The organism is Vibrio sp. 10N.261.51.A3, from assembly GCF_041471965.1.
GTDB classification, from domain to species: domain Bacteria; phylum Pseudomonadota; class Gammaproteobacteria; order Enterobacterales; family Vibrionaceae; genus Vibrio; species Vibrio crassostreae_C.
The window spans coordinates 34,303-54,941 of sequence record NZ_JBFRPK010000021.1 but is presented as its reverse complement, the minus strand read 5'-3'; the positions used below and the strand labels follow the sequence as shown (position 1 = coordinate 54,941).

12 protein-coding genes are annotated in these 20,639 nt (G+C 45.8%); 6 read left to right on the top strand and 6 right to left on the bottom strand.

Translation table 11 applies throughout. From position 1 onward, the window contains the following. Positions 1 to 47 precede the first annotated feature (47 nt). The 4 genes from mukF (at position 48) to fdhF (ending at position 11,261) form a co-directional block, all read left to right on the top strand. Positions 48 to 1,385, top strand: a complete 1,338-nt coding sequence (gene mukF, locus AB4371_RS05470) for a chromosome partition protein MukF (protein ID WP_372149215.1) — start codon at positions 48 to 50, stop codon at positions 1,383 to 1,385. Continuing rightward, on the top strand, positions 1,366 to 2,172 hold the full coding sequence (gene mukE, locus AB4371_RS05465; protein ID WP_372149212.1) for a chromosome partition protein MukE: 807 nt from the start codon (positions 1,366 to 1,368) through the stop codon (positions 2,170 to 2,172). The genes mukF and mukE overlap by 20 nt, the downstream gene beginning before the upstream one ends. Beyond that, positions 2,169 to 6,629: a chromosome partition protein MukB gene (gene mukB / locus AB4371_RS05460; RefSeq protein ID WP_372149210.1), complete on the top strand. Its 4,461-nt coding sequence runs from the start codon at positions 2,169 to 2,171 to the stop codon at positions 6,627 to 6,629. Before mukE ends, mukB begins: the two co-directional genes overlap by 4 nt. 402 nt (positions 6,630 to 7,031) lie before the next feature. Then, entirely contained in the window at positions 7,032 to 11,261 is a 4,230-nt protein-coding gene (gene fdhF / locus AB4371_RS05455) for a formate dehydrogenase subunit alpha (RefSeq protein ID WP_372149207.1), read from the top strand. 124 nt (positions 11,262 to 11,385) lie between these two features. Here fdhF and AB4371_RS05450 read toward each other — a convergent pair whose 3' ends face one another. The 6 genes from AB4371_RS05450 to AB4371_RS05425 all read right to left on the bottom strand — a co-directional run bounded on the left by AB4371_RS05450 (position 11,386) and on the right by AB4371_RS05425 (position 17,877). Further along, positions 11,386 to 12,366, bottom strand: a complete 981-nt coding sequence (locus AB4371_RS05450; protein WP_372054616.1) for an alpha-L-glutamate ligase-like protein — start codon at positions 12,364 to 12,366, stop codon at positions 11,386 to 11,388. 3 nt (positions 12,367 to 12,369) lie between these two features. Next, positions 12,370 to 13,875, bottom strand: a complete 1,506-nt coding sequence (locus tag AB4371_RS05445) for an inactive transglutaminase family protein (RefSeq protein WP_372054614.1) — start codon at positions 13,873 to 13,875, stop codon at positions 12,370 to 12,372. A 17-nt stretch (positions 13,876 to 13,892) separates the two neighbouring features. Next, the gene (locus tag AB4371_RS05440) at positions 13,893 to 14,633 is read right to left on the bottom strand and encodes an ATP-dependent zinc protease (RefSeq protein ID WP_372054612.1); all 741 of its coding nucleotides are present in this window, start codon (positions 14,631 to 14,633) and stop codon (positions 13,893 to 13,895) included. Positions 14,634 to 14,945: 312 nt separating this feature from the next. Next, positions 14,946 to 15,917, bottom strand: a complete 972-nt coding sequence (gene cmoB / locus AB4371_RS05435; protein WP_017062084.1) for a tRNA 5-methoxyuridine(34)/uridine 5-oxyacetic acid(34) synthase CmoB — start codon at positions 15,915 to 15,917, stop codon at positions 14,946 to 14,948. 186 nt (positions 15,918 to 16,103) lie between these two features. Beyond that, positions 16,104 to 16,832 carry a carboxy-S-adenosyl-L-methionine synthase CmoA gene (gene cmoA / locus AB4371_RS05430; protein ID WP_017062083.1) on the bottom strand — a complete coding sequence of 243 codons (729 nt, stop codon included), beginning with the start codon at positions 16,830 to 16,832 and terminating at the stop codon, positions 16,104 to 16,106. Between the two features lie 139 nt (positions 16,833 to 16,971). Continuing rightward, positions 16,972 to 17,877, bottom strand: coding sequence for a DUF72 domain-containing protein (locus tag AB4371_RS05425; protein ID WP_372149204.1), 906 nt, complete (start codon positions 17,875 to 17,877; stop codon positions 16,972 to 16,974). Between the two features lie 280 nt (positions 17,878 to 18,157). Here AB4371_RS05425 and aspS point away from each other — a divergent pair, with 280 nt between their 5' ends. Then, positions 18,158 to 19,936 (top strand): aspartate--tRNA ligase, encoded by a 1,779-nt coding sequence (gene aspS / locus AB4371_RS05420; RefSeq protein ID WP_019821025.1) that lies wholly within the window; start codon positions 18,158 to 18,160, stop codon positions 19,934 to 19,936. A gap of 172 nt (positions 19,937 to 20,108) precedes the next feature. Further along, positions 20,109 to 20,630, top strand: a complete 522-nt coding sequence (ruvC, locus tag AB4371_RS05415; protein ID WP_008219936.1) for a crossover junction endodeoxyribonuclease RuvC — start codon at positions 20,109 to 20,111, stop codon at positions 20,628 to 20,630. The last annotated feature ends 9 nt before the right edge of the window (positions 20,631 to 20,639 follow it).

Genomic DNA, 20,639 nt, shown 5'->3' with positions numbered 1-20,639 from the left:
CATATCTAATACATTCGATATGACGAAGAACAGTAACAGGAACCACAATGAGTGAAATGACTCAAACTGCCGAAGAGCAGCCAATTGATGAGTTGGTGGGCTGGGTCAAGCAGCATGATTTTTCATTAAACTTGCCACCAGAGCGCTTAGCATTTTTGATTGCTATCGCAGTACTAAGCAATGAAAGGTTCGATGAAGAGTTGGGCGAGGGTGAACTGCACGATGCATTTACCATCGTCACTCGACTGTTTGAAGATACTGGCGAAGCGTCCGCGTTTCGTGCCAACAATGCCATCAACGAGTTAGTTAAACAGAAGTTGATTAGCCGCTTTACCAGCGAAATCACCGATGGTGCGAGTATTTATCGCTTATCACCATTGGCGATTGGTATTTCAGATTATTATTTACGCCACCGTCAGTTCTCTAAGTTAAAACTGTCTATCCAGCTTTCTATGGTTGCGGACGAGATGGCAAAAGCCATTGAAGCAGCACAAAAAGGCGGAACTCCAGGACATTGGAGAAAGAATGTTTACGGCGTGCTCAAGTATTCTGTTGGTGAAATTTTCGATCAGATTGATCTTAACCAACGTGTTATGGATGAGCAGCAGCAAACCGTTAAACAGCAAATTGCCGACCTTTTAAACAAGGATTGGCGAGAGGCGATTAACAACTGTGAAACCTTGCTTTCAGAAACCTCGTCCACACTAAAAGAATTGCAAGACACCTTGCAAGCGGCGGGGGATGAACTGCAAACACAGATCCTCGATATTCAAGAAATTGTTTACGGTGACGATGAACTCGAGTTCGTTGGCGAAACCCTGTTCGGCTTGCAGATGAAGCTAGACCGAATCACCAGTTGGGGCCAACAAGCCATCGATTTATGGATCGGCTACGACCGCCATGTTCACAAGTTCATCCGTACCGCGATTGATATGGATAAAAACCGCGCCTTTAGCCAGCGCTTGCGTCAGTCAGTCACTGACTACTTTGATGCGCCTTGGTTATTGACCTACGCCGATGCTGAGAAGCTGACGGATCTTCGTGATGAAGCGCTCGTGCTTCGTGATGATGAAGTAATGGGACAAGCGCCAATCGACGTTGAGTACGAAGAATTTGAGCAAGTGAATGATCTGCTTTCAGAGCGAATTGCAGAGATGTTAAAAGCTCATAAACAGCAAGGCGCGCCAATTGACCTTGGCCTTGTGCTACGCGATTACCTCGCAGCACACCCTCGCACACACCATTTTGATTTAGCCAGAATTGTTGTCGACCAAGCCGTGCGCTTAGGTTACTCAGCGTCTGACTATCAGGCTATTCAGCCAGATTGGCAGGCAATTAACGATTTCGGTGCAAAGGTACAAGCAAATGTCATTAACAAGTACTGATGATTACATGCCAGAGAAACTGGTAAAAGCGATAGCGAACCCACTGTTCCCTGTGCTAGATAGCATGCTGCGTTCAGGTAAGCATGTTTCAACAGAAGACCTAGATAACCACGCGTTGCTGTCTGATTTTGAAGTTGAGCTTCAGCATTTCTATCAACGCTACAATACGGAATTGGTAAAAGCGCCGGAAGGTTTCTATTACCTGCGTCCGCGTTCTACGTCTCTGATTGGTCGTAGTGTGTTGTCTGAGCTCGACATGTTGGTTGGCAAGGTGTTGTGTTTCTTATACCTAAGCCCAGAACGTCTTGCTCATGAAGGTATCTTCACCAACCAAGAACTGTTTGATGAGTTGATGTCGTTAGCGGATGAGAAAAAACTCATGAAGCTAGCAACCAACCGTGCGTCTGGTTCTGACCTAGATAAAGAAAAGCTGTTCGAAAAAGTACGTACTTCTCTACGTCGCTTACGCCGTATCGGTATGTTGATTGCGATTGGTGAAACCGGCAAGTTCCGTATCAGCGAAGCGGTATTCCGTTTTGGCGCTGACGTTCGTGTTGGCGATGATATGAAAGAAGCGCAGTTACGTCTTATCCGTGATGGTGAAGCTGTGGTGCATACCCAAGAGCCTAACCAAGGTAGCTTGTTGAATGAAGAACAAGCGGAAGCCACATCAGAAGTAGATGCAGACGTAGACGAAAACGGTCAACAAGACATTTTTAACGATCAAGCTGACTTTGACCTTGAGTCAAATGCTGGCGAACAAACAAAAGTAGAAGGTGAAGCATGATTGAAAGAGGTAAGTATCAATCATTAACCATGGTCAACTGGAACGGCTTCTTTGCGCGTACATTTGATATTGATGGATTGGTTACAACGCTTTCTGGCGGTAACGGTGCGGGTAAGTCGACCACAATGGCGGCATTCATCACAGCACTGATCCCTGACCAAAGCCTTCTGCATTTCCGTAACACAACGGAAGCGGGTAGCTCACAGTCATCTCGTGATAAAGGCCTTTACGGTAAGCTTCAGCCAGGCGCATGTTATGCCGCACTAGATGTTGTGAACTCTCGTAATCAGCGTCTATTGTTTGCAGTAAAACTGCAGCAAGTCGCGGGTCGTGATAAGAAAGTCGACATTAAACCGTTCGTTATCCAAGGCCTTCCAAGCCATGTGAAACCAACGGATGTGTTGATTCAGAACGTTTCAGACAGCCACGCTCGCGTATGTCAGTTGAACGACGTGAAAGCGGCGGTTGCACAATACGAAGGCTCGCATTTTAAGGCCTTCTCTTCGATTGTTGATTACCACTCGCAAATGTTTGAATACGGTGTGGTACCGAAGAAACTACGTAACAGCAGCGACCGTTCTAAGTTCTACCGCCTAATTGAAGCATCACTTTACGGTGGTATCTCAAGTGCGATTACGCGTTCTCTGCGTGATTACCTGTTACCGCAAAATGGTGGTGTGAAGAAAGCGTTCCAAGACATGGAATCAGCACTACGCGAAAACCGTATGACGCTAGAAGCGATCAAAACGACTCAGTCGGATCGTGATTTGTTTAAGCACTTGATCACTGAATCTACGAACTACGTAGCAGCAGATTACATGCGCCATGCTAACGATCGTCGCAACAATCTTGATCAAACCATGAAGTTCCGTGGTGAGCTGTTTGGTTCTCGAGAAACCTTGCTTGATCAAAACAACTTGTTGAACCGCGTTCAAGAAGAACTAGAGTTACTTGTCGATCAAGAATCAGCACTAGAGCAAGATTACCAAGCGGCTTCGGATCATCTGCAATTAGTTCAAACTGCACTTCGTCAGCAAGAGAAAATTGCCCGCTACAGCGAAGATCTAGAAGAGCTTAACGAGCGTCTAGAAGAGCAAATGATGGTGGTTGAAGAAGCTCAAGAGCGAGTACTTCTTGCTGAAGAGCAGGCAACCATCACTGAAGAAGAAGTGGATAGCCTGAAAACTCAGCTTGCTGACTACCAACAAGCGTTGGATGTTCAGCAAACGCGTGCACTTCAATACCAGCAAGCGGTTCAAGCATTAGAGAAAACTAAGCAGTTGCTTGGTGATGAATCTATTACGGCAGAAAGCGCACTAACTCTGGTTTCAGAGCTAAAAGCACAAGAAGAATCAAGCACTCAAACGCTACTGTCGACGAAGCATAAACTAGACATGTCTTCTGCTGCTTCTGCACAGTTCGACAAAGCGCTCGCTCTTGTTAAAAGTATCGTTGGTGACGTTGAGCGTAAAGAAGCCTCCCACAGCGCTAAACAAGCGTTAGAGAAAGGTCGTAACGCAAAACACGTTGTTGAAAATGAACAGCAGTGGCGTGCTCAGCACCGTGATATGGCTCGTGATGTGGCTCAGCAGCGTCAAGCAAAAGAGCTTGCGACTGAATACCAAAAGCAACACAACATCTCACTGACTGACGAAGCGGTTTTCGATGAAGAACGTGAACGTCACGCTATGCAGATCGAAACGCTTGAGTACGCTCAAGAAGAACTGCGTGAAGCGAAGAGTGAGCAACGCCGTGTGCAACAAAACCACGACCAAGAGATTCAAAAGCTTGAGTCCATTGCTCCAGCGTGGATCACGGCAAACGATGCGCTTGAAGCATTAAGAGATCAAACCGACGCTGAGCTAGAAGATAGCCAAGCGGTGATGACTCAAATGCAGCAAGTGCTTGAAGATGAGAAATCTCAAGCGGTAGCAAAAGATCAGTTGGCTACGCGCCGAGCTGAACTTGAGCAAGAGATTGAGCGTTTAGCCTCTCCAGGTGGCTCTAACGATCCTCGTTTGAAAGGTCTGGCGGATACGCTTGGTGGCGTGTTGCTTTCTGAGATCTACGATGATATCACTATTGGTGATGCGCCGTACTTCAGTGCGATGTACGGCCCGGCTCGTCACGCAATTGTGGTTTCTGATCTTGATGGTATTAAAGAGAAGCTGGTGGATCTTGATGATTGTCCAGAAGACCTTTACATCCTAGAAGGCGATGTCGACGCGTTTGATGACAGTTCATTCAATGCCGATGAGCTTGAAGGCGCAGTGTGTGTTCAGCTGAACGATCGCCAAATGCGTTACTCTCGTTTCCCTGAGATCCCACTGTTTGGCCGTGCGGCTCGTGAACAACGTCTAGAGAAATTGCGCGAAGAGCGTGACGTTGTGGTTGAAAACCACGCGAAGGCAGCGTTTGACTCTCAAAAACTGAATCGCCTATACCAAGCATTCAACAGCTTTGTTGCGAAGCACCTACACGTTGCGTTTAACGCAGACCCAGAACAAGCACTTACTGCGATTCGTGATAAGCGCAATCAAATTGTTCGTTCTCTGGCTGAGCTTAACTCTAAAGAGCAGCAGCAACGTAGCCAGCTTCTACAAAGCAAGCAGGCACTTGGTGCATTAGATAAATTAGCGCCAATGGTTCGTATTCTTGAAGACGAAACATTGGCTGAGCGCTTAGCTGAATTAGAAGCACAACTAGAGCGTTTAAGTGAAGCTAAGTCTTACTTGAATAGTCATGGCAAAGCGCTTACTTCTCTAGAGCAAATCGTATCTGCACTAGATGCTGACCCAGAGCAGTTCGAAGCCTTGGAAGCCGAATATCGTCAAGCCGATTACGCACTACAAACCCTAAAAGGCAAAGTGTTCGCGCTGTCTGATTTGATTGAGCGTCGTCACTACTTTGCTTACGCGGACTCTGTTGATTTGCTAAACAAGAGCAGTGAACTGAGCGAGCAACTGAAAGCGAAGTTGGTTCAAGCTGAACAAGCAAGAACCAAAGGCCGCGATGGCTTGAAGCAAGCTCGCGAACAGATGAACCAATACAACCAAGTATTGGCGGCACTGAAGAGCTCACATCAAGCGAAGCAAGAAACGGTTCAAGAGTTCAAACAAGAGCTACAAGAGTTCGGCGTAAACGCTGACGAAGGCGCTGAAGAGCGTGCTGTACGTCGTCGTGACGAGCTTCAAGAGCGTCTGCACACATCTCGCAGCCGTAAGAGTGAATACGAGCGTACGATTACGTCAACTGAACTTGAGATGAAAGCACTGGCTAAGCGTCTTAAGAAAGTTCAAAAAGAGTACACCGAGCTTCGTACTTTCGTTGTTGCAGCGAAAGCGGGTTGGTGTTCAGTACTTCGTTTAGCGCGTGAGAATGATGTTGAACGTCGTCTGCATAAACGTGAACTGGCTTATCTAACGGCAGGCGAGCTTCGCTCTATGTCGGATAAATCACTGGGTGCGCTACGTCTGGCGGTAGCCGACAATGACGACCTGCGTGATTCGCTGCGTTTATCTGAAGACAACGCGCATCCAGAGCGTAAAGTTCTGTTCTACATTGCGGTTTACCAACACCTTCGTGAGCGTATTCGCCAAGATATTATTCACACGGATGATCCGGTTGAAGCAATCGAAGAGATGGAAGTTGAGCTAGCCCGACTAACAGAAGAACTGACGCAGCGTGAAAACCGCTTGGCGATCAGCTCTGAGTCGGTAGCAAGCATCATCAAGAAAACGATTCAGCGCGAGCAGAACCGTATTCGAATGCTGAACCAAGGTTTGTCTAACATTTACTTTGGTCAGGTTAAAGGCGTACGTCTGAACGTTAAGATCCGTGAAAGCCACGAGATCTTGCTATCAGGGCTAGCAACTCAACAAGAGCAACACAAAGACTTGTTTGAATCAACGCGCTTTACCTTCTCAGAAGCGATGGCGAAGTTGTTCCAACGAGTGAACCCGCATATCGATATGGGTCAACGTTCTCCACAGGTTCTTGGTGAAGAGCTACTGGATTACCGTAACTACCTAGAGCTGAGTGTTGAAGTTAACCGTGGTTCAGATGGTTGGTTACAAGCTGAATCGGGCGCATTGTCTACGGGTGAGGCGATCGGTACGGGTCAGTCAATCCTATTGATGGTTATTCAGAGCTGGGAAGAGGAATCTCGTCGACTTCGCAGTAAAGATATCGTTCCATGTCGTTTGTTGTTCCTTGATGAAGCAGCACGTTTGGATTCTAAGTCGATCTCTACGCTGTTTGAACTGTGTGACCGTTTGGGTATGCAACTTCTGATTGCAGCACCTGAAAACATTAGCCCAGAGAAAGGTACAACCTACAAACTGGTTCGTAAGGTCTTCAAAGACCACGAACACGTACATGTTGTTGGCCTGCGCGGTTTTGCTCAAAACAAACCAGCATCTCCGGTGCAAGAGCTTATCGAAGAAACTGAGCAATAACTTTGATAGCCGAATTATAATCTTGATAGCCGAGCAATAACCTTGATAGCTTAGCTATAAGCTCGAAAGCGACTCAATGATATTTGTTCAAAGCCCCTAATCATTAGGGGCTTTTTTGTACCTTGAATCTAATTTCTTACTTCTTACTTCTTACTTCTTACTTCTTACTTCTTACTTCTTACTTCTACAGCAGAACCCCTCCCGCTTAATCCTTTCGTCGACACTGATAAGACCACTCATACATTATGGTTATTATCAATGGAACTTGTTTGAGGTCACACGCACAAAACCACAAATAATGTATGGTAATGACATAGATTTAATAATATTAATAATATTGTATTACTTAAATTTTAATTGTTGATAACTCGCGTGTGCGAAAGGTAAAGGTAGGACTTAGGTATGATTCAAATCGTTATTGATGGGAAATATCGAATCGTCGAGCAAGGACAAACCGTTCTTGAAGCGGCAAAAACATGTGGTTTGGAAATCCCATCTTTATGTGGTTTGAATAAAACAGCGGATAAAGTGCCGTGTGATTTGTGTGTTGTGGAAGTTGATGGCGTTGGTGTTACTCGCTCTTGTGAGCTTGAAGTGTCTAATGGGCTGAATATTACCACTCAGTCAAAACAGTTAACGAATCATCGACAAGAAGCGTTGAATCGCATCATGACCGATCACTACGCTGACTGTGAGGCGCCATGCCAAACAGCCTGTCCTGCTGGGGTCGACATCCAATCTTACCTGCACCATATTGCTCAAAATGATCACATTAAAGCGATTGAAGTGATCAAAAAGACATTGCCAATGCCGCTTTCAATTGGTCGTGTGTGTCCTGCTTTCTGTGAAACCGAATGTCGTCGTAACTTGGTCGATGAATCCATTGCGATTCGCCAACTCAAACGACACGCTGCCGATGCGGACCTAGCGGCTCAAGAGAGCTACATGCCAGCGAAGAAACCAAATAAAGGCAAGAGCATTGCTATTGTTGGTAGTGGCCCCGGTGGGCTTACGGCGGGTTATTACCTATCTAACGAAGGCTATGAAGTCAGTGTCTATGAGTCGATGCCCAAAGCGGGTGGTTGGCTGCGTTACGGTATCCCTGAATATCGCTTACCTAAGTCGATTCTAGATAAAGAAATCGAGTTGATGTGTCGCAACGGAATGGTGGTTGAGTGCGGTAAAAAACTCGGTGTTGATTTTACACTGTCTGATTTAAGTAACGATTTTGATGCGGTTTGTTTAGCCGTTGGCGCATCACAAGCGGTTGAAATGAATTACCCGGGTAGTGAACTCGGCGGTTGTTATTTGGGTGTCGATTATCTGAAAGATTACGTGACCGATCAGCAGTATGTCACAGGTAAAAAGGTCGCAGTAATTGGTGGCGGTAATACCGCGATTGACTGCGCTCGAACAGCGGTGCGTGATGGCGCGGATACTACGCTGATTTATCGTCGTACTCGAGATGAGATGCCTGCAGAAGATTACGAAATCGAAGAAGCTGAGCATGAAGGTGTGAAGTTCCATTTCTTAACCAACCCGGCAGCAAACATAGCCGATGAAAATGGTCATGTATCAGAAATACGATTAGAGCGTATGGCTTTGGGTCCGGCTGATGCTTCAGGTCGTCGCAGCCCTAAACCAACGGGCGAGTTCTTTGTTGAAGCGTTTGATACGGTTATTGCTGCCGTGTCACAAAAGCCTGATCTGAGTTTTATGGACAATGAAGCAATTGATATTCCTCTTACTCGTTGGAATACCGCAGATGCTGATCCACAAACCATGCATACCGGAACCGGAAATATTTTCAGTATTGGTGATTTCCGACGCGGCCCTGCAACTGCAGTCGAAGCGGTTGGGGATGGGCGTATTGCTGCACAAGCGATCGATCGCTTCTTCCATGGTGATATGGAAAATATTCCGGCTAAACCGTTTAACTCAAGAAAGCACAAACAGCTCAAAGCGGTGGATCCTGAGCAATACAAATCTATACAACGCATGGCGCGCAAGATCATGCCTGAGCTAACGCCCGAACAGCGTGAACAAAGCTTCGATGAAGTAGAAACAGGGTTTGATAATGCCGATGCAATCGCTGAAGCTGCAAGATGTCTAGAGTGTGGCTGCCAAGCTAATACAGATTGCGACCTACGAGACTACTCGACCGAATACAAAGCAACGCAAACGCATCCAGAGTACAAAATCGATGTGGCTTCGAATGAGAGTTGGCAGGCGATACGCGTAGAAGAAGCGAAGGTCGGTTTAACAAGACAAAAATTTGCAGTTGATGACAGTTCAGAATTTATTATCTTTGATGCCAACCGCTGCATCAGTTGCGGGCAGTGTATCCAAGCGTGCCGTGAACAGAATGTTCATGGTGTTTTAAGCTTCATGAATCAATCTGATGGCAAGCCTACATCAAGACCTGAATGTCGTCCTAATTTTGGGGCAGACAAGACCTTAATGGGCGACTCAAACTGCGTTCAATGTGGATCGTGTATTCAGGCGTGTCCAACCGGTGCAATGGTGGATGCTCGTGATAGAAAGCAGGGAGACACAGGCCTACTCAAGAAAGTCGATACCATCTGCACCTATTGTGGTGTGGGCTGTAAGCTAACCATGCATATCGATGAACAGAAAAACAAAATCCGTTATATCGAAGGCGGTGACTCCCCGGTTAATGAAGGCATGTTGTGTGTTAAGGGGCGATTCGGCTTCGATTTTGTGGGCAGTGATGCGCGTTTAACCACACCATTAATTCGTAAAGATGGCTGGTTGCAACCTGCAAGTTGGGAAGAAGCGATTAAGCTCATTGCTGATAAATTTACGGCGATTAAACAGGGCTTTGGTAGCAATGCTTTGGCGGGCTTCTCGTCGGCGAAAACCACCAATGAAGACAACTATGCCTTCCAAAAATTCATACGCCGCGAATTAGGCACCAATAACGTCGATCACTGTGCACGTCTTTGTCATGCTTCGACTGTTACCGGTTTAGAGGCTTCGCTGGGTAGCGGGGCGATGACCAATGATATTCCAAGCATCAAGCACTCAGATGTGATCTTTATTATCGGTTCAGACACGACTTCAGCACACCCAATTATTGGCTCGCACATCAAGCAAGCGGTGAGGCATGGTGGAGCACGATTGATCGTTGCTGATCCAAAACGAATCGATATTGCTGACCACGCTGAGCTTTACTTAGCGCACCGACCGGGCACCGATGTGATGCTGATTAATGGTGTGATGCAGCAGATCATCAAACACGGTTGGTACGATCAAGATTATATTGATGATCGTGTCGACGGCTTTGATACCTTATTGCAAGAAGTCATGTCACCAAGCTACTCACTTGATAAAGTCGAATTGGTGACTGGCGTGAAAGCGGAAGATATCTTCGCGATGGCTCGCTTGATTGGTACTGCAGAGCGCACCGCAGTATATTATTCGATGGGTATTACGCAACACACTACTGGTCACGACAACGTACGTTCAATCGCTAATCTACAACTATTGTGTGGCAACATTGGTATCGAAGGCGGTGGTATCAACCCATTACGTGGTCAATCCAATGTTCAGGGCGCGTGTGATATGGGGGCATTGCCGAACAACCTTCCAGGTTATCAGAAAGTGTATAACCCGATAGTTCGTCAAAAATTCGCGATGGAGTGGGGTGTTTCTGACTTACCAGCGGAAGCGGGGTTAACGCTCACCGAAATTATTGATGGAGCGTGCCATCGAGATGTTCGCGGTCTGTATGTCATGGGTGAGAACCCAGTGTTGAGTGACCCGAATCAAGCGCATGTGATTGAAGGCCTTGAAGCGTTAGATTTCCTAGTGGTTCAAGATATTTTCTTAACCGAAACCGCTCAGTATGCCGATGTGGTTCTGCCGTCTTGTTCGTTTGCTGAGAAGTCTGGTCATTTTACTAATACCGAGCGTCGTGTTCAGCGTATTAACCCGGCGGTATTGCCTCCTGGTGAAGCGAAAGAAGATTGGGTGATTATCCAAATGTTGGCTAATGCGATGGGCGGCAATTGGGAATATGACTCGGTTGCTGATATCACCAATGAGATAGCGCGTGTCACGCCACAGTATGGTGGTTTACGTTGGGAGAACATTACGGTGAACGGCGTGCAATGGCCAAGTAATAAGAACAACCCTGATGGCACACGTATCATGCACCAGACCCAATTTACGCGTGGGCGTGGTCAAATGGAGGCGATTCCGTTTAGATACGCTGCTGAGCTACCGGATGCGGAATACCCGTTAGTATTAACGACAGGCCGTATTCTAGAACAGTTCCACACCGGAACCATGACACGTAAAACAAAAGGGTTGGATAACTTAGCAGGGCCGCGTGCCATGGTGAGTGTTCATGATGCTGAAGCGCTAGGTATCTCGAATGGTCAGATGCTTAAGGTCTCAACACGTCGTGGTGAAATCGAAATCGCGGCCTTTGTGACTAAACGAATGCAAAAGGGTGTGGTATTTATTCCATTCCATTTTGTTGAATCACCAGTTAACCGTTTGACTACCACAGCGACTGATCCACACGCGAAGATCCCTGAATTTAAGGTGGCGGCTGTGCGTATTGATCCTATTCGTGAGCCTGAGAGTGAAGTAACAGAGGCTTAATCATATTAGCTCGGTGAAGACGGCTGGCATTAAAAAGCCGCGTAACTCTCAGAGTTATGCGGCCTTTTTATCGAGCTAGATTCAGTATCAATAACTGAGTCGTTTCGCTTTAATTTAGATGAGCTTAGTTTTGAACAATTTCGCTACCGTGAACACCAAATTGCTTAGCAGCGTAGGCAACGCGCTCTGCTGGTTTTGGGTATTCAGCTGGTGTGCCCAGGTTTTCAATATGATGCAAGCGAGGTAATAAACCTGCGCCGTTTGCAATCTGTATTGCTAATCCAGGGCGAGCGTTTAGCTCCAGTACCATCGGGCCTTCTTCTTGGTCTAAAACCATGTCCGTACCCATGTAACCAAGGCCTGTCATTTCCCAAGCACTTGATGCAAGTGTCAGCAGCTTTTCCCAATGGGGTACTTGTAGTAGCGCCAACTCTTTACCCGTATCTGGGTGGTGAGTCACTGGGTGGTCAAATTGAACCGCACGAACGGCTTTACCCGTAGCGATACAAATACCTACGCCCACAGCACCTTGGTGCAAGTTAGCTTTACCATCAGAAGCCGAAGTCGATAGACGCATCATCGCCATTACAGGGTAGCCCTTGAATACAATGATTCGTACATCTGGTACACCCTCGTAACTGAAGCCGTCAAAACACTCGTCAAACTTGATGAGGTTTTCAACTACAGCAACATCGTTCTTACCACCGAGTGAGAAAAGACCCGCGAGAGCGTTACTGATGTGGCGCTCTACGTCTTCTTCATTGATAGTCGAACCCGATGGCTTGGTGTAAACGCCGTCCTTGTGAGAGATCACAACAAGGATACCTTTACCACCACTACCTTGAGCCGGCTTGATTACGAAACCCGGCCACTCTTTTACCATCTTGTGGATTGTTTTTACTTCAGCTTGATGACCAATAACGCCAATTAGTTTTGGCACAGTAGCGCCAGCCTGTTCAGCAATGATCTTAGTCTTAAGCTTGTCATCAACGAGTGGATACTTGGAACGATCATTGTAGCGACCAATATAACTATGGTTACGCTTGTTCATTCCCATTATGCCTTTGTCTTTCAACTTAAACGGTGAAGTAAATTGATCAAACATAACTTAGTCCTCCGCTAGCGGTTTAAAGCGACGAAGCTCTGTTAGACGGTAGCCTGTGTAGTTACCTAGTAGCAAAATGGTCGCTAGAATAACAAGCTGTAAACCAATAAAGTTAAACGTTAAGTGCTGAATGAACGGGTTAGTCATGCCTAAGTAAACAAGAACCGCAGTGAATAGAGAACCACCACCTTGTAGCATTACTTCTTTCGCGCCTTCTTCTTCCCATAGGATAGACATACGTTCGATAGTCCAAGATAGGATAATCATTGGGAAGAACGTAATAGACAGACCTTCTGTTAGACCCACTTTAAATGCGACTACAGTAAACACAGAGATAATCATGATTACCGTGATGATTACGGCGGATATCCTGGCGACCAGTAGCAAATTAAGTTTGGACAAGTAGCTTCGAATAATAAGACCCGTACCAACAATCAGTAGGAAGCCGACAATGCCCGTTACCAATTGTGTTTGTACAAAGGCTACTGCAATCAGTACTGGCATGAAGGTACCAGACGTTTTTAAACCAATGATGACACGCAGGAATACAACAATCAGAGCACCGATAGGAATCAGCATGATGGTTTTGAACATCGCTTGCTCTTCTAGCGGTAGGCTGTGAATTGAAAGGTTTAACAGTTGATCAGCAGAGACTTTGCTATTAGTTGCTTCAGTAGGAGTAACCTCCTGCGCAATCATAGAGAAGTGAACTTTACTGTTCTGACCGCCAACCACATCCAGTAGAGAAACGTTTGATTCATCCCAAATAAGCAGATTTGGCTGAACTTGTTGTTCACTTGATTCTGGAGAGAATAGAACCCATTGGTCGTGATCCCAGATCTGGTTCATTTGCTGAATAGATTGACGACGACGTCCATCTTCTAGCTCGATAACGCCAACGACTTTATTGTGGATGTTTGCTGCTGAAAGTAGCTTATGTGTCGCTTCAACTTTGCTCATGTTATTCAGAATCAGCGCTGAGTTTTGGCTGTCTGGGTCATTAAGCGTTTTGATAAGTTCGCGAGTGAAAGTGATGTTGTCTGCTGAGCGTTTAGTTGCTCTGTCAATCAATGCCAACGCAGCAGCTTCTTCAGGACCATCAAAGCTTGGTTGTGTGATTTCGCCTTCTGGTGGTATAGCATCAACTTTCGCTTGGTTATCGACTAGGAATTGAGTCTTATAGTAGATAGTTTGAGGGCCATCAGCATGGCGAATAGACCACTCTGCACGGCGACCTGATTCTGTGTTCAAGTAAGAGATGCCGTAACCCGGCGATGAAGCCGATTCGCCGATAAGTGTGTAGTTAGACTGAGTATGAGGAGCCGCTAAGGAAACTTTTGCTTCTTTGCCTACTGCGTTGAACTCGATGCGAGCTTCAACGTCCCAAACCTGTCTGGTTTCCCCTGGAGTCCAAGGTACACCGTAGGTCGTATGTCTGAACATACTCAGTGTTATACCTGCCACAATAAGCAGGAATATAGAGATATAAAATGGAATTCTTGACGTCATAGCTTACCCTACTATTGTTATTTAACTTCCGTTTGTACGTACTTTTTACTTACATCTACTAGCGCTATGTCTTTGATAAATTCGCGCCCTAGTAACACAGGGTGACTCATTTGAGAGCGATCCGCCAATGTAAATTGCGCTTTTTCATGGATTTTTCCAACTTTCACCCATAATTCGATCACAGCTCGACGTTCTGCTTGATCATTGGTTGATTGACGGATTTTTACATAACGTACAACAGGCGCTTCAATCCATTTCTGGTCTTCTTTAGCTTGGGCTTTGTCGTCTAGGTGAAATTTAACCCAGTTCTTGCCGTTACGTTCGAATTCTTTGATATCGACAGCGTTTAAAGAAGAGGTGGTTGCACCTGTATCAACACGAGCATCAAAGCTTTGCTTGATAGAGTCGATAAACACTTTTTCGATGCCGCCAAGGATAGTCGGTTGTGATATAGGAGCGATAGGAGCAACGGCAATAGCGACCGGTTCCCCTTCCTCTAGCTTTTCAATAACCTTGTGTTCCATGCTCGTTAGATGGGTATCTAATTGACTAGAAAGGGTAGTAATTTCGTCTTCTAAGCTTTCAATATAGTCACTTTGATTGCTTAGTTGCAGTTCAAGATTTTGAACCTTATTTGCGATGTTTGTCTCTGAGCGGGAAATAGCGTCGAGAGTTTCTTGGTGGTAGGTAGCACCATTTGTAAGAGTACAACCAGAGAGCAAACCAACCGCCACAATAGGCGATAATCGCTTAAACATAAAAAAACCTTTGAGAATTAGAGAATAGTTCAGACTATTTAGAAGTTTAGCCCACAAAAAAGGATGCGTGAAGCATCCTATTGTAAGAGTCTGGTCATATTGAATCGCAATGTGAGCGCTACGCCAATTATTGCTATTTGGAATAGCTCACTTATTAAACACAAGTCAATTTTTGTTCAATTCTTAAGCTAAGGAAGCAAGGTTCACCGCGAAATTAACAGTGGCTTTTTGACCATGCAAGCAATTGTTTTGCTGCCTTAATAGGCTTGTGCTTTATTTACTCAATATGCCACTGCTTTGTGGGCAGTAAATCTATGGCTTTGTTGCTACCAGAATCGCACGTCTCGGTGCAGGGTGACCTTCAACCGTTTTACTTGGATCGTTCGGATCGAGGTAATCTGGAAGAGAGTTGTGTGTCATCCATTCTGTGGTGCGTTGTTCACCAATTGTCGTGACATTTTCGTCAACGATTCGTACGTCTTCAAAACCAACTTGTTCTAGCCAGCGTTTCAGTGCGCGAGCTGAAGGGAAGAAGTAGACGTTTCTCATTTGCGCGTAACGGTCAACCGGAACTAATACTGCGTTCTCATCGCCTTCAATTACCAAGGTTTCAAGAACCAGTTCACCGCCAGACACCAATTGGTCTTTCAGTTGAATCAAGTGGTCCAGTGGTGAACGACGATGGTAAAGCACGCCCATGCTGAATACCGTGTCGTAGGCTTCTAGCTTTGGGAGCTGCTCAATACCTAGAGGTAATAGGTGAGCTCGTTGGTCATCGCCCATCAACTTACGAATTGCTTCAAACTGAACCAAGAATAGGTGGGAAGGATCGATACCAACCGTTAAGCGAGCACCTTCACCCAGCATGCGCCACATGTGGTAACCATTGCCACAACCTACATCGAGAACCGAACGGTTTTTTAATGGAGATATATGTGGAAGCACACGATCCCATTTCCAGTCACTGCGCCACTCTGTATCGATATGGATGTCGTGAACCGTATAAGGACCTTTTCTCCACGGGTGGAAAGTCTTCAATAAGCTTTCTAGCTTTTTCAGTTCGCCTGTGTGGTATGGCGTAGAACTACCAATCGTCACTGAATTTTTCAGGTCAACTTGATCTGGCACGTCTTGTGGAATCTTGTTTAGTGCACGTAGCCAGCGGTCAAAGTCACCGTGCTCTGCATTTTGCCAATCGGTCAGTTGCTGTGGCAGGACATTTAGCCACGGCTGAAGGCGAGTATCTTGGGCAATAAGTTGATAAAAATTGGCAAAATTAAACATAGGTTTTCACTGAGTTGGTGGTGTAGAAATTAAATTTGTCACTCCATTAAGAGTGTGGACAAACATGCTAGGGAATCTCGTTTATCGTGTTTGATAAGAGATCCCCAATTCGTTTGTTCCTCGCTCTTGAGGATGACATTTTAGTACGTGCTAACGGTGTCGCGACGGTTACGTAATCTAAAATGTTTACTTTATCGCGAACATTGAACCAAAGTTGAAACATTGGAACCAGACTTCGCTGCTTGAGAAGCCAATCTTATCAAATCGCTCTCTGTGAACAGGGATCGAATCCGGGCGCATCACGTTTTCAATTGCGCTACGTTTCTGACTTACTTCTAGCTCGCTGTACCCGTTAGCACGTTTGAAATCATGGTGCAGGTCGATAAGCAGTTCATTTGAGCTTTCATCTTCGAATACGTATTTTTCTGACAGGATTAAGATCCCGCCTGGGCGCAAGCCAGCATGAATTTTCTCAAGCAGAGCGTATCGATCGTCTGGAGAAAGAAATTGCAGCGTAAAGTTAAGCACCACAACAGAAGCGTCTTTGATTTCCACTTCACGGATGTCGGCTTCAATCACTTCTACCGGTGTGTCACTGCGGTAAGCATTAACGTGCAATTTGCAGCGCTCAACCATGGCTTCTGAATTATCGATCGCGAAAATCGTGCAGCCTTCTTGCTGAATGTGACGACGCATAGAAAGTGTCGCAGCACCAAGCGAGCAGCCAAGGTCGTAAATATTTGAGTGTGGCTTTACAAAGCGCTCAGCCAGCATGCCGATTGCAGAGATGATATTGCTATAGCCAGGCACCGAACGTTGAATCATATCCGGAAATACTTCAGCAACCCTTGCATCAAAGGTGAAGTCTCCAATTTTATCAATAGGAGCGGAAAAGATATTGTCTGTGTTGCTCATAGCATTTTCTCTCGACAGTCAGCGTAATTGGCACAAAATTCGTACCAAATAAAAGGGGGCGTATTTTACGTAAAAAAAACGCCACTGTCACGAAAACTGAGATTTAGCTCAAGGTTCGAAGCTACTTACAAGTGAGAGGTTAAAACATCGAGATTTGGTGATTGCCTTTTTGAGCTGGAAACTGAGCCAGTTCGGGCAGTAATAATGATGTATTTTCAGAGACTTGCTTTTGTAGCCTCTTATAAATAGCAATCGCAAGTTCAGGTGCGTGGTTATTGTCTGGGGTGTGGATCATTAAATAGGGCTGCTTGCCTTCATTAAGCCAGTTTGGGATTTTGGCAAACCAAGGCTTAAAAAACTCAATATTAGGTTCTTGGTCTGGGTGACCAATAAATCGAATCATCGGGTTATTGGCGGTAGCAATTGCATGAACAGGAACACGCGGTTTTTTCTGATGCGCATCGATCACCGCTTCTGTGGTGGGTGGCGCAGAGAAAACGGGGCGGCTGTCCATAATGATGCGATTGATGCCTTCCTCAACCAGCCATTGGTTGAAGCGTTTTTCCGCATCGCCCTTATCAAAGAAACCTAAGTGTCGAACTTCGACGCCAAGCTGCATATCTTTTGGGAATAAGGTGCAAAACTTTTGTAGGGCAGGCAGCATGCTGGGCTCAAAACTGTGCGGCAGCTGAATCGTCCATTGACCAATACGGTCATGCAGTGGCGACATCGTCATCAAGAACTCTTTGAGTTCGGCTTGGCAGTGTCTCAGTTGTTGCTGGTGGGTGATGAATTTGGGCAATTTGAAGGTGAACTTGAAATCATCGTGACTGGCGGCTTTCCAGTTATGAACTGTCGACATACTTGGCGTCGCGTAAAAGGTGGTGTTGCCCTCAACGGTATGAAAAACTTGCGCGTACTTCTCTAAGCGTTCAGCAGGCTTTGTTCCTTTTCCGTAGAACTGACTTTGCCACTCAGAATGAGACCACATGGTTAATCCAAGTCTTAGAGGTAAAGTGTCCATCGTTTTTGCACCATTGGTCATCACATTACTGCTTTTAATCGAAATGAAAATCTACTGTACGAGAGTTTTGCTGATTAAGGTACTTTCGAGATATAATTATCGCAATTTTTTCGGTTTTGATGAATCTTTGCGCACTTGATGGGCTAAAAAGCAGCAAAGCCAGATAAAACACAATAAATTCGAATGTGGAAGGTCGATTTTAAGCGAGTTTCCGCGTATAAATGTTCCTTTGCTCTGTTGTGTGGAATGACCACTGACAGCCTGGAAATTAGTAAATTATTAAGAGATTGGGAAATTCATTATGCGTACCCATTACTGTGGTAACCTGAACAAGTCCCTGGCGGGACAAACTGTAGAATTGTGCGGCTGGGTAAACCGTCGCCGTGATTTAGGCGGTCTTATCTTTATTGATATGCGTGATCGTGAAGGCATCGTTCAGGTTGTTGTCGATCCAGATATGAAAGATATCTTCCCGATCGCTAACCAACTGCGTAATGAATTCTGTATCAAATTTACTGGTGAAGTACGTGTTCGTCCTGATAGCCAAGTAAATAAAGACATGGCTACTGGTGAAGTAGAGCTTTACGCGACTGGTCTAGAGATCATCAACCGTTCAGAAGCGCTTCCACTAGACTTCAACCAAACGAACTCTGAAGAACAGCGTCTTAAGTACCGTTACATCGATCTTCGTCGTCCAGAAATGAGCGACCGTATCAAGCTTCGTGCACGTGCTTCTAGCTTCGTTCGTCGTTTCCTTGATGAGAACCTATTCCTAGACATCGAAACACCAGTACTAACGAAAGCGACACCAGAAGGTGCTCGTGACTACCTAGTACCAAGCCGTGTTCACAAAGGCAGCTTCTACGCACTTCCTCAATCTCCTCAGTTGTTCAAGCAACTGCTGATGATGTCTGGTTTTGACCGTTACTACCAAATCGTTAAATGTTTCCGTGATGAAGATTTACGTGCTGACCGTCAGCCTGAATTTACTCAGATCGATATCGAAACATCTTTCATGACTTCTCAAGAAGTACGTAACGTGACTGAGAAGCTTGTTCACGATATGTGGAAAGAACTTCTAGATGTTGAACTAGGCCAATTCCCAGTAATGCCTTTCTCTGAAGCGATTCGCCGTTTCGGTTCTGATAAGCCAGATCTACGTAACCCACTAGAGCTAGTTGACGTTGCTGATTTAGTTAAAGACGTTGAGTTCAAAGTATTCTCTGGCCCGGCTAACGACGAAAAAGGTCGTGTAGCGGTTATCCGTGTTCCAGGTGGTGCTAAGCTAACTCGTAAGCAAATCGACGGTTACGCTGAACACGTAAACATCTACGGCGCGAAAGGCCTAGCTTGGATGAAGGTTAACGACCGTGCTGCAGGCATGGAAGGTATTCAATCTCCAGTTGCTAAGTTCTTAAGCGAAGACGTAATCAACGGTATTCTAGATCGCACTCAAGCTGAATCTGGCGATATCATTTTGTTTGGCGCAGACAAAGCGGGCATCGTTGCTGAAGCAATGGGCGCACTTCGTCTTAAACTAGGTACTGATCTAGAGCTAACAGACACATCTGCTTGGGCTCCACTGTGGGTTGTTGACTTCCCAATGTTCGAAGAAGACGGCGAAGGTAACCTACACGCAATGCACCACCCATTCACATCGCCACTAGGTGTGAACGCGGAAGAGCTTAAAGCAAACCCAGCAGCAGCAAACTCTGATGCATACGACATGGTAATCAACGGCTACGAAGTAGGCGGCGGTTCTGTACGTATTCATAACGCAGAAATGCAAACAGCGGTATTCGGTATCCTAGGTATCGAAGAACAAGAGCAACAAGAGAAGTTCGGCTTCCTTCTTGAAGCGCTTAAGTACGGCACGCCACCACATGCAGGCCTAGCATTCGGTCTTGACCGTCTAGCAATGCTACTTTGTGGTACTGAGAACATCCGTGACGTTATCGCATTCCCGAAAACGACAGCTGCAGCATGTCTACTAACAGACGCGCCAAGCCTAGCGAACCCAGCATCACTGGAAGAGCTAGCAATCGCAGTTAAATTGGCAGAGAAAAAAGAGCAAGCGTAAGCCTGTTATCTTTTCTTGTTGATGAAGAGATCCTAGTTGGTAGAGAGCTCTTAATTAATTAGCCAAGACTTGCCAGTAAATTAGAAAATGCCCGTTAATTTGACGGGCATTTTTTTTTGCGTTCGATATACTAAGCTCATAAAGCATGTATAAATAATCAGTATTTGAAGTTATGTCTATTATCTTAGGGATTGACCCTGGCTCACGCATTACCGGTTACGGTGTTATTCGTCAAAATGGCCGCCACCTATATTACTTAGGGAGTGGTTGTATTCGCACCTCAGAAAAAGAGTTACCGGGTCGACTTAAGCAGATCTATGCAGGTGTGAGCGAAATCATCACTCAGTTTCAGCCGGATGTGTTTGCTATTGAGCAGGTCTTCATGGCGAAGAATGCGGATTCTGCACTTAAGCTTGGACAAGCTCGTGGCAGTGCGATCGTAGCGGCTGTAAATGCGGATTTGCCTGTTCACGAATACGCGGCTCGTTTAATTAAGCAAGCCGTGACAGGTAATGGTGGTGCAGATAAGTCTATGGTTCAGAACATGGTGATGAGTATGCTTAAGCTACCGGCTAAGCCACAGGCCGATGCAGCTGATGCTCTAGGCGTAGCGATCACTCACGCTAACACCAACAAAACATTGATAGCACTGGCTGGTAAGGCGACAGGCGCGAGAAAAGGGCGCTACCGTTAAACCTCGCTC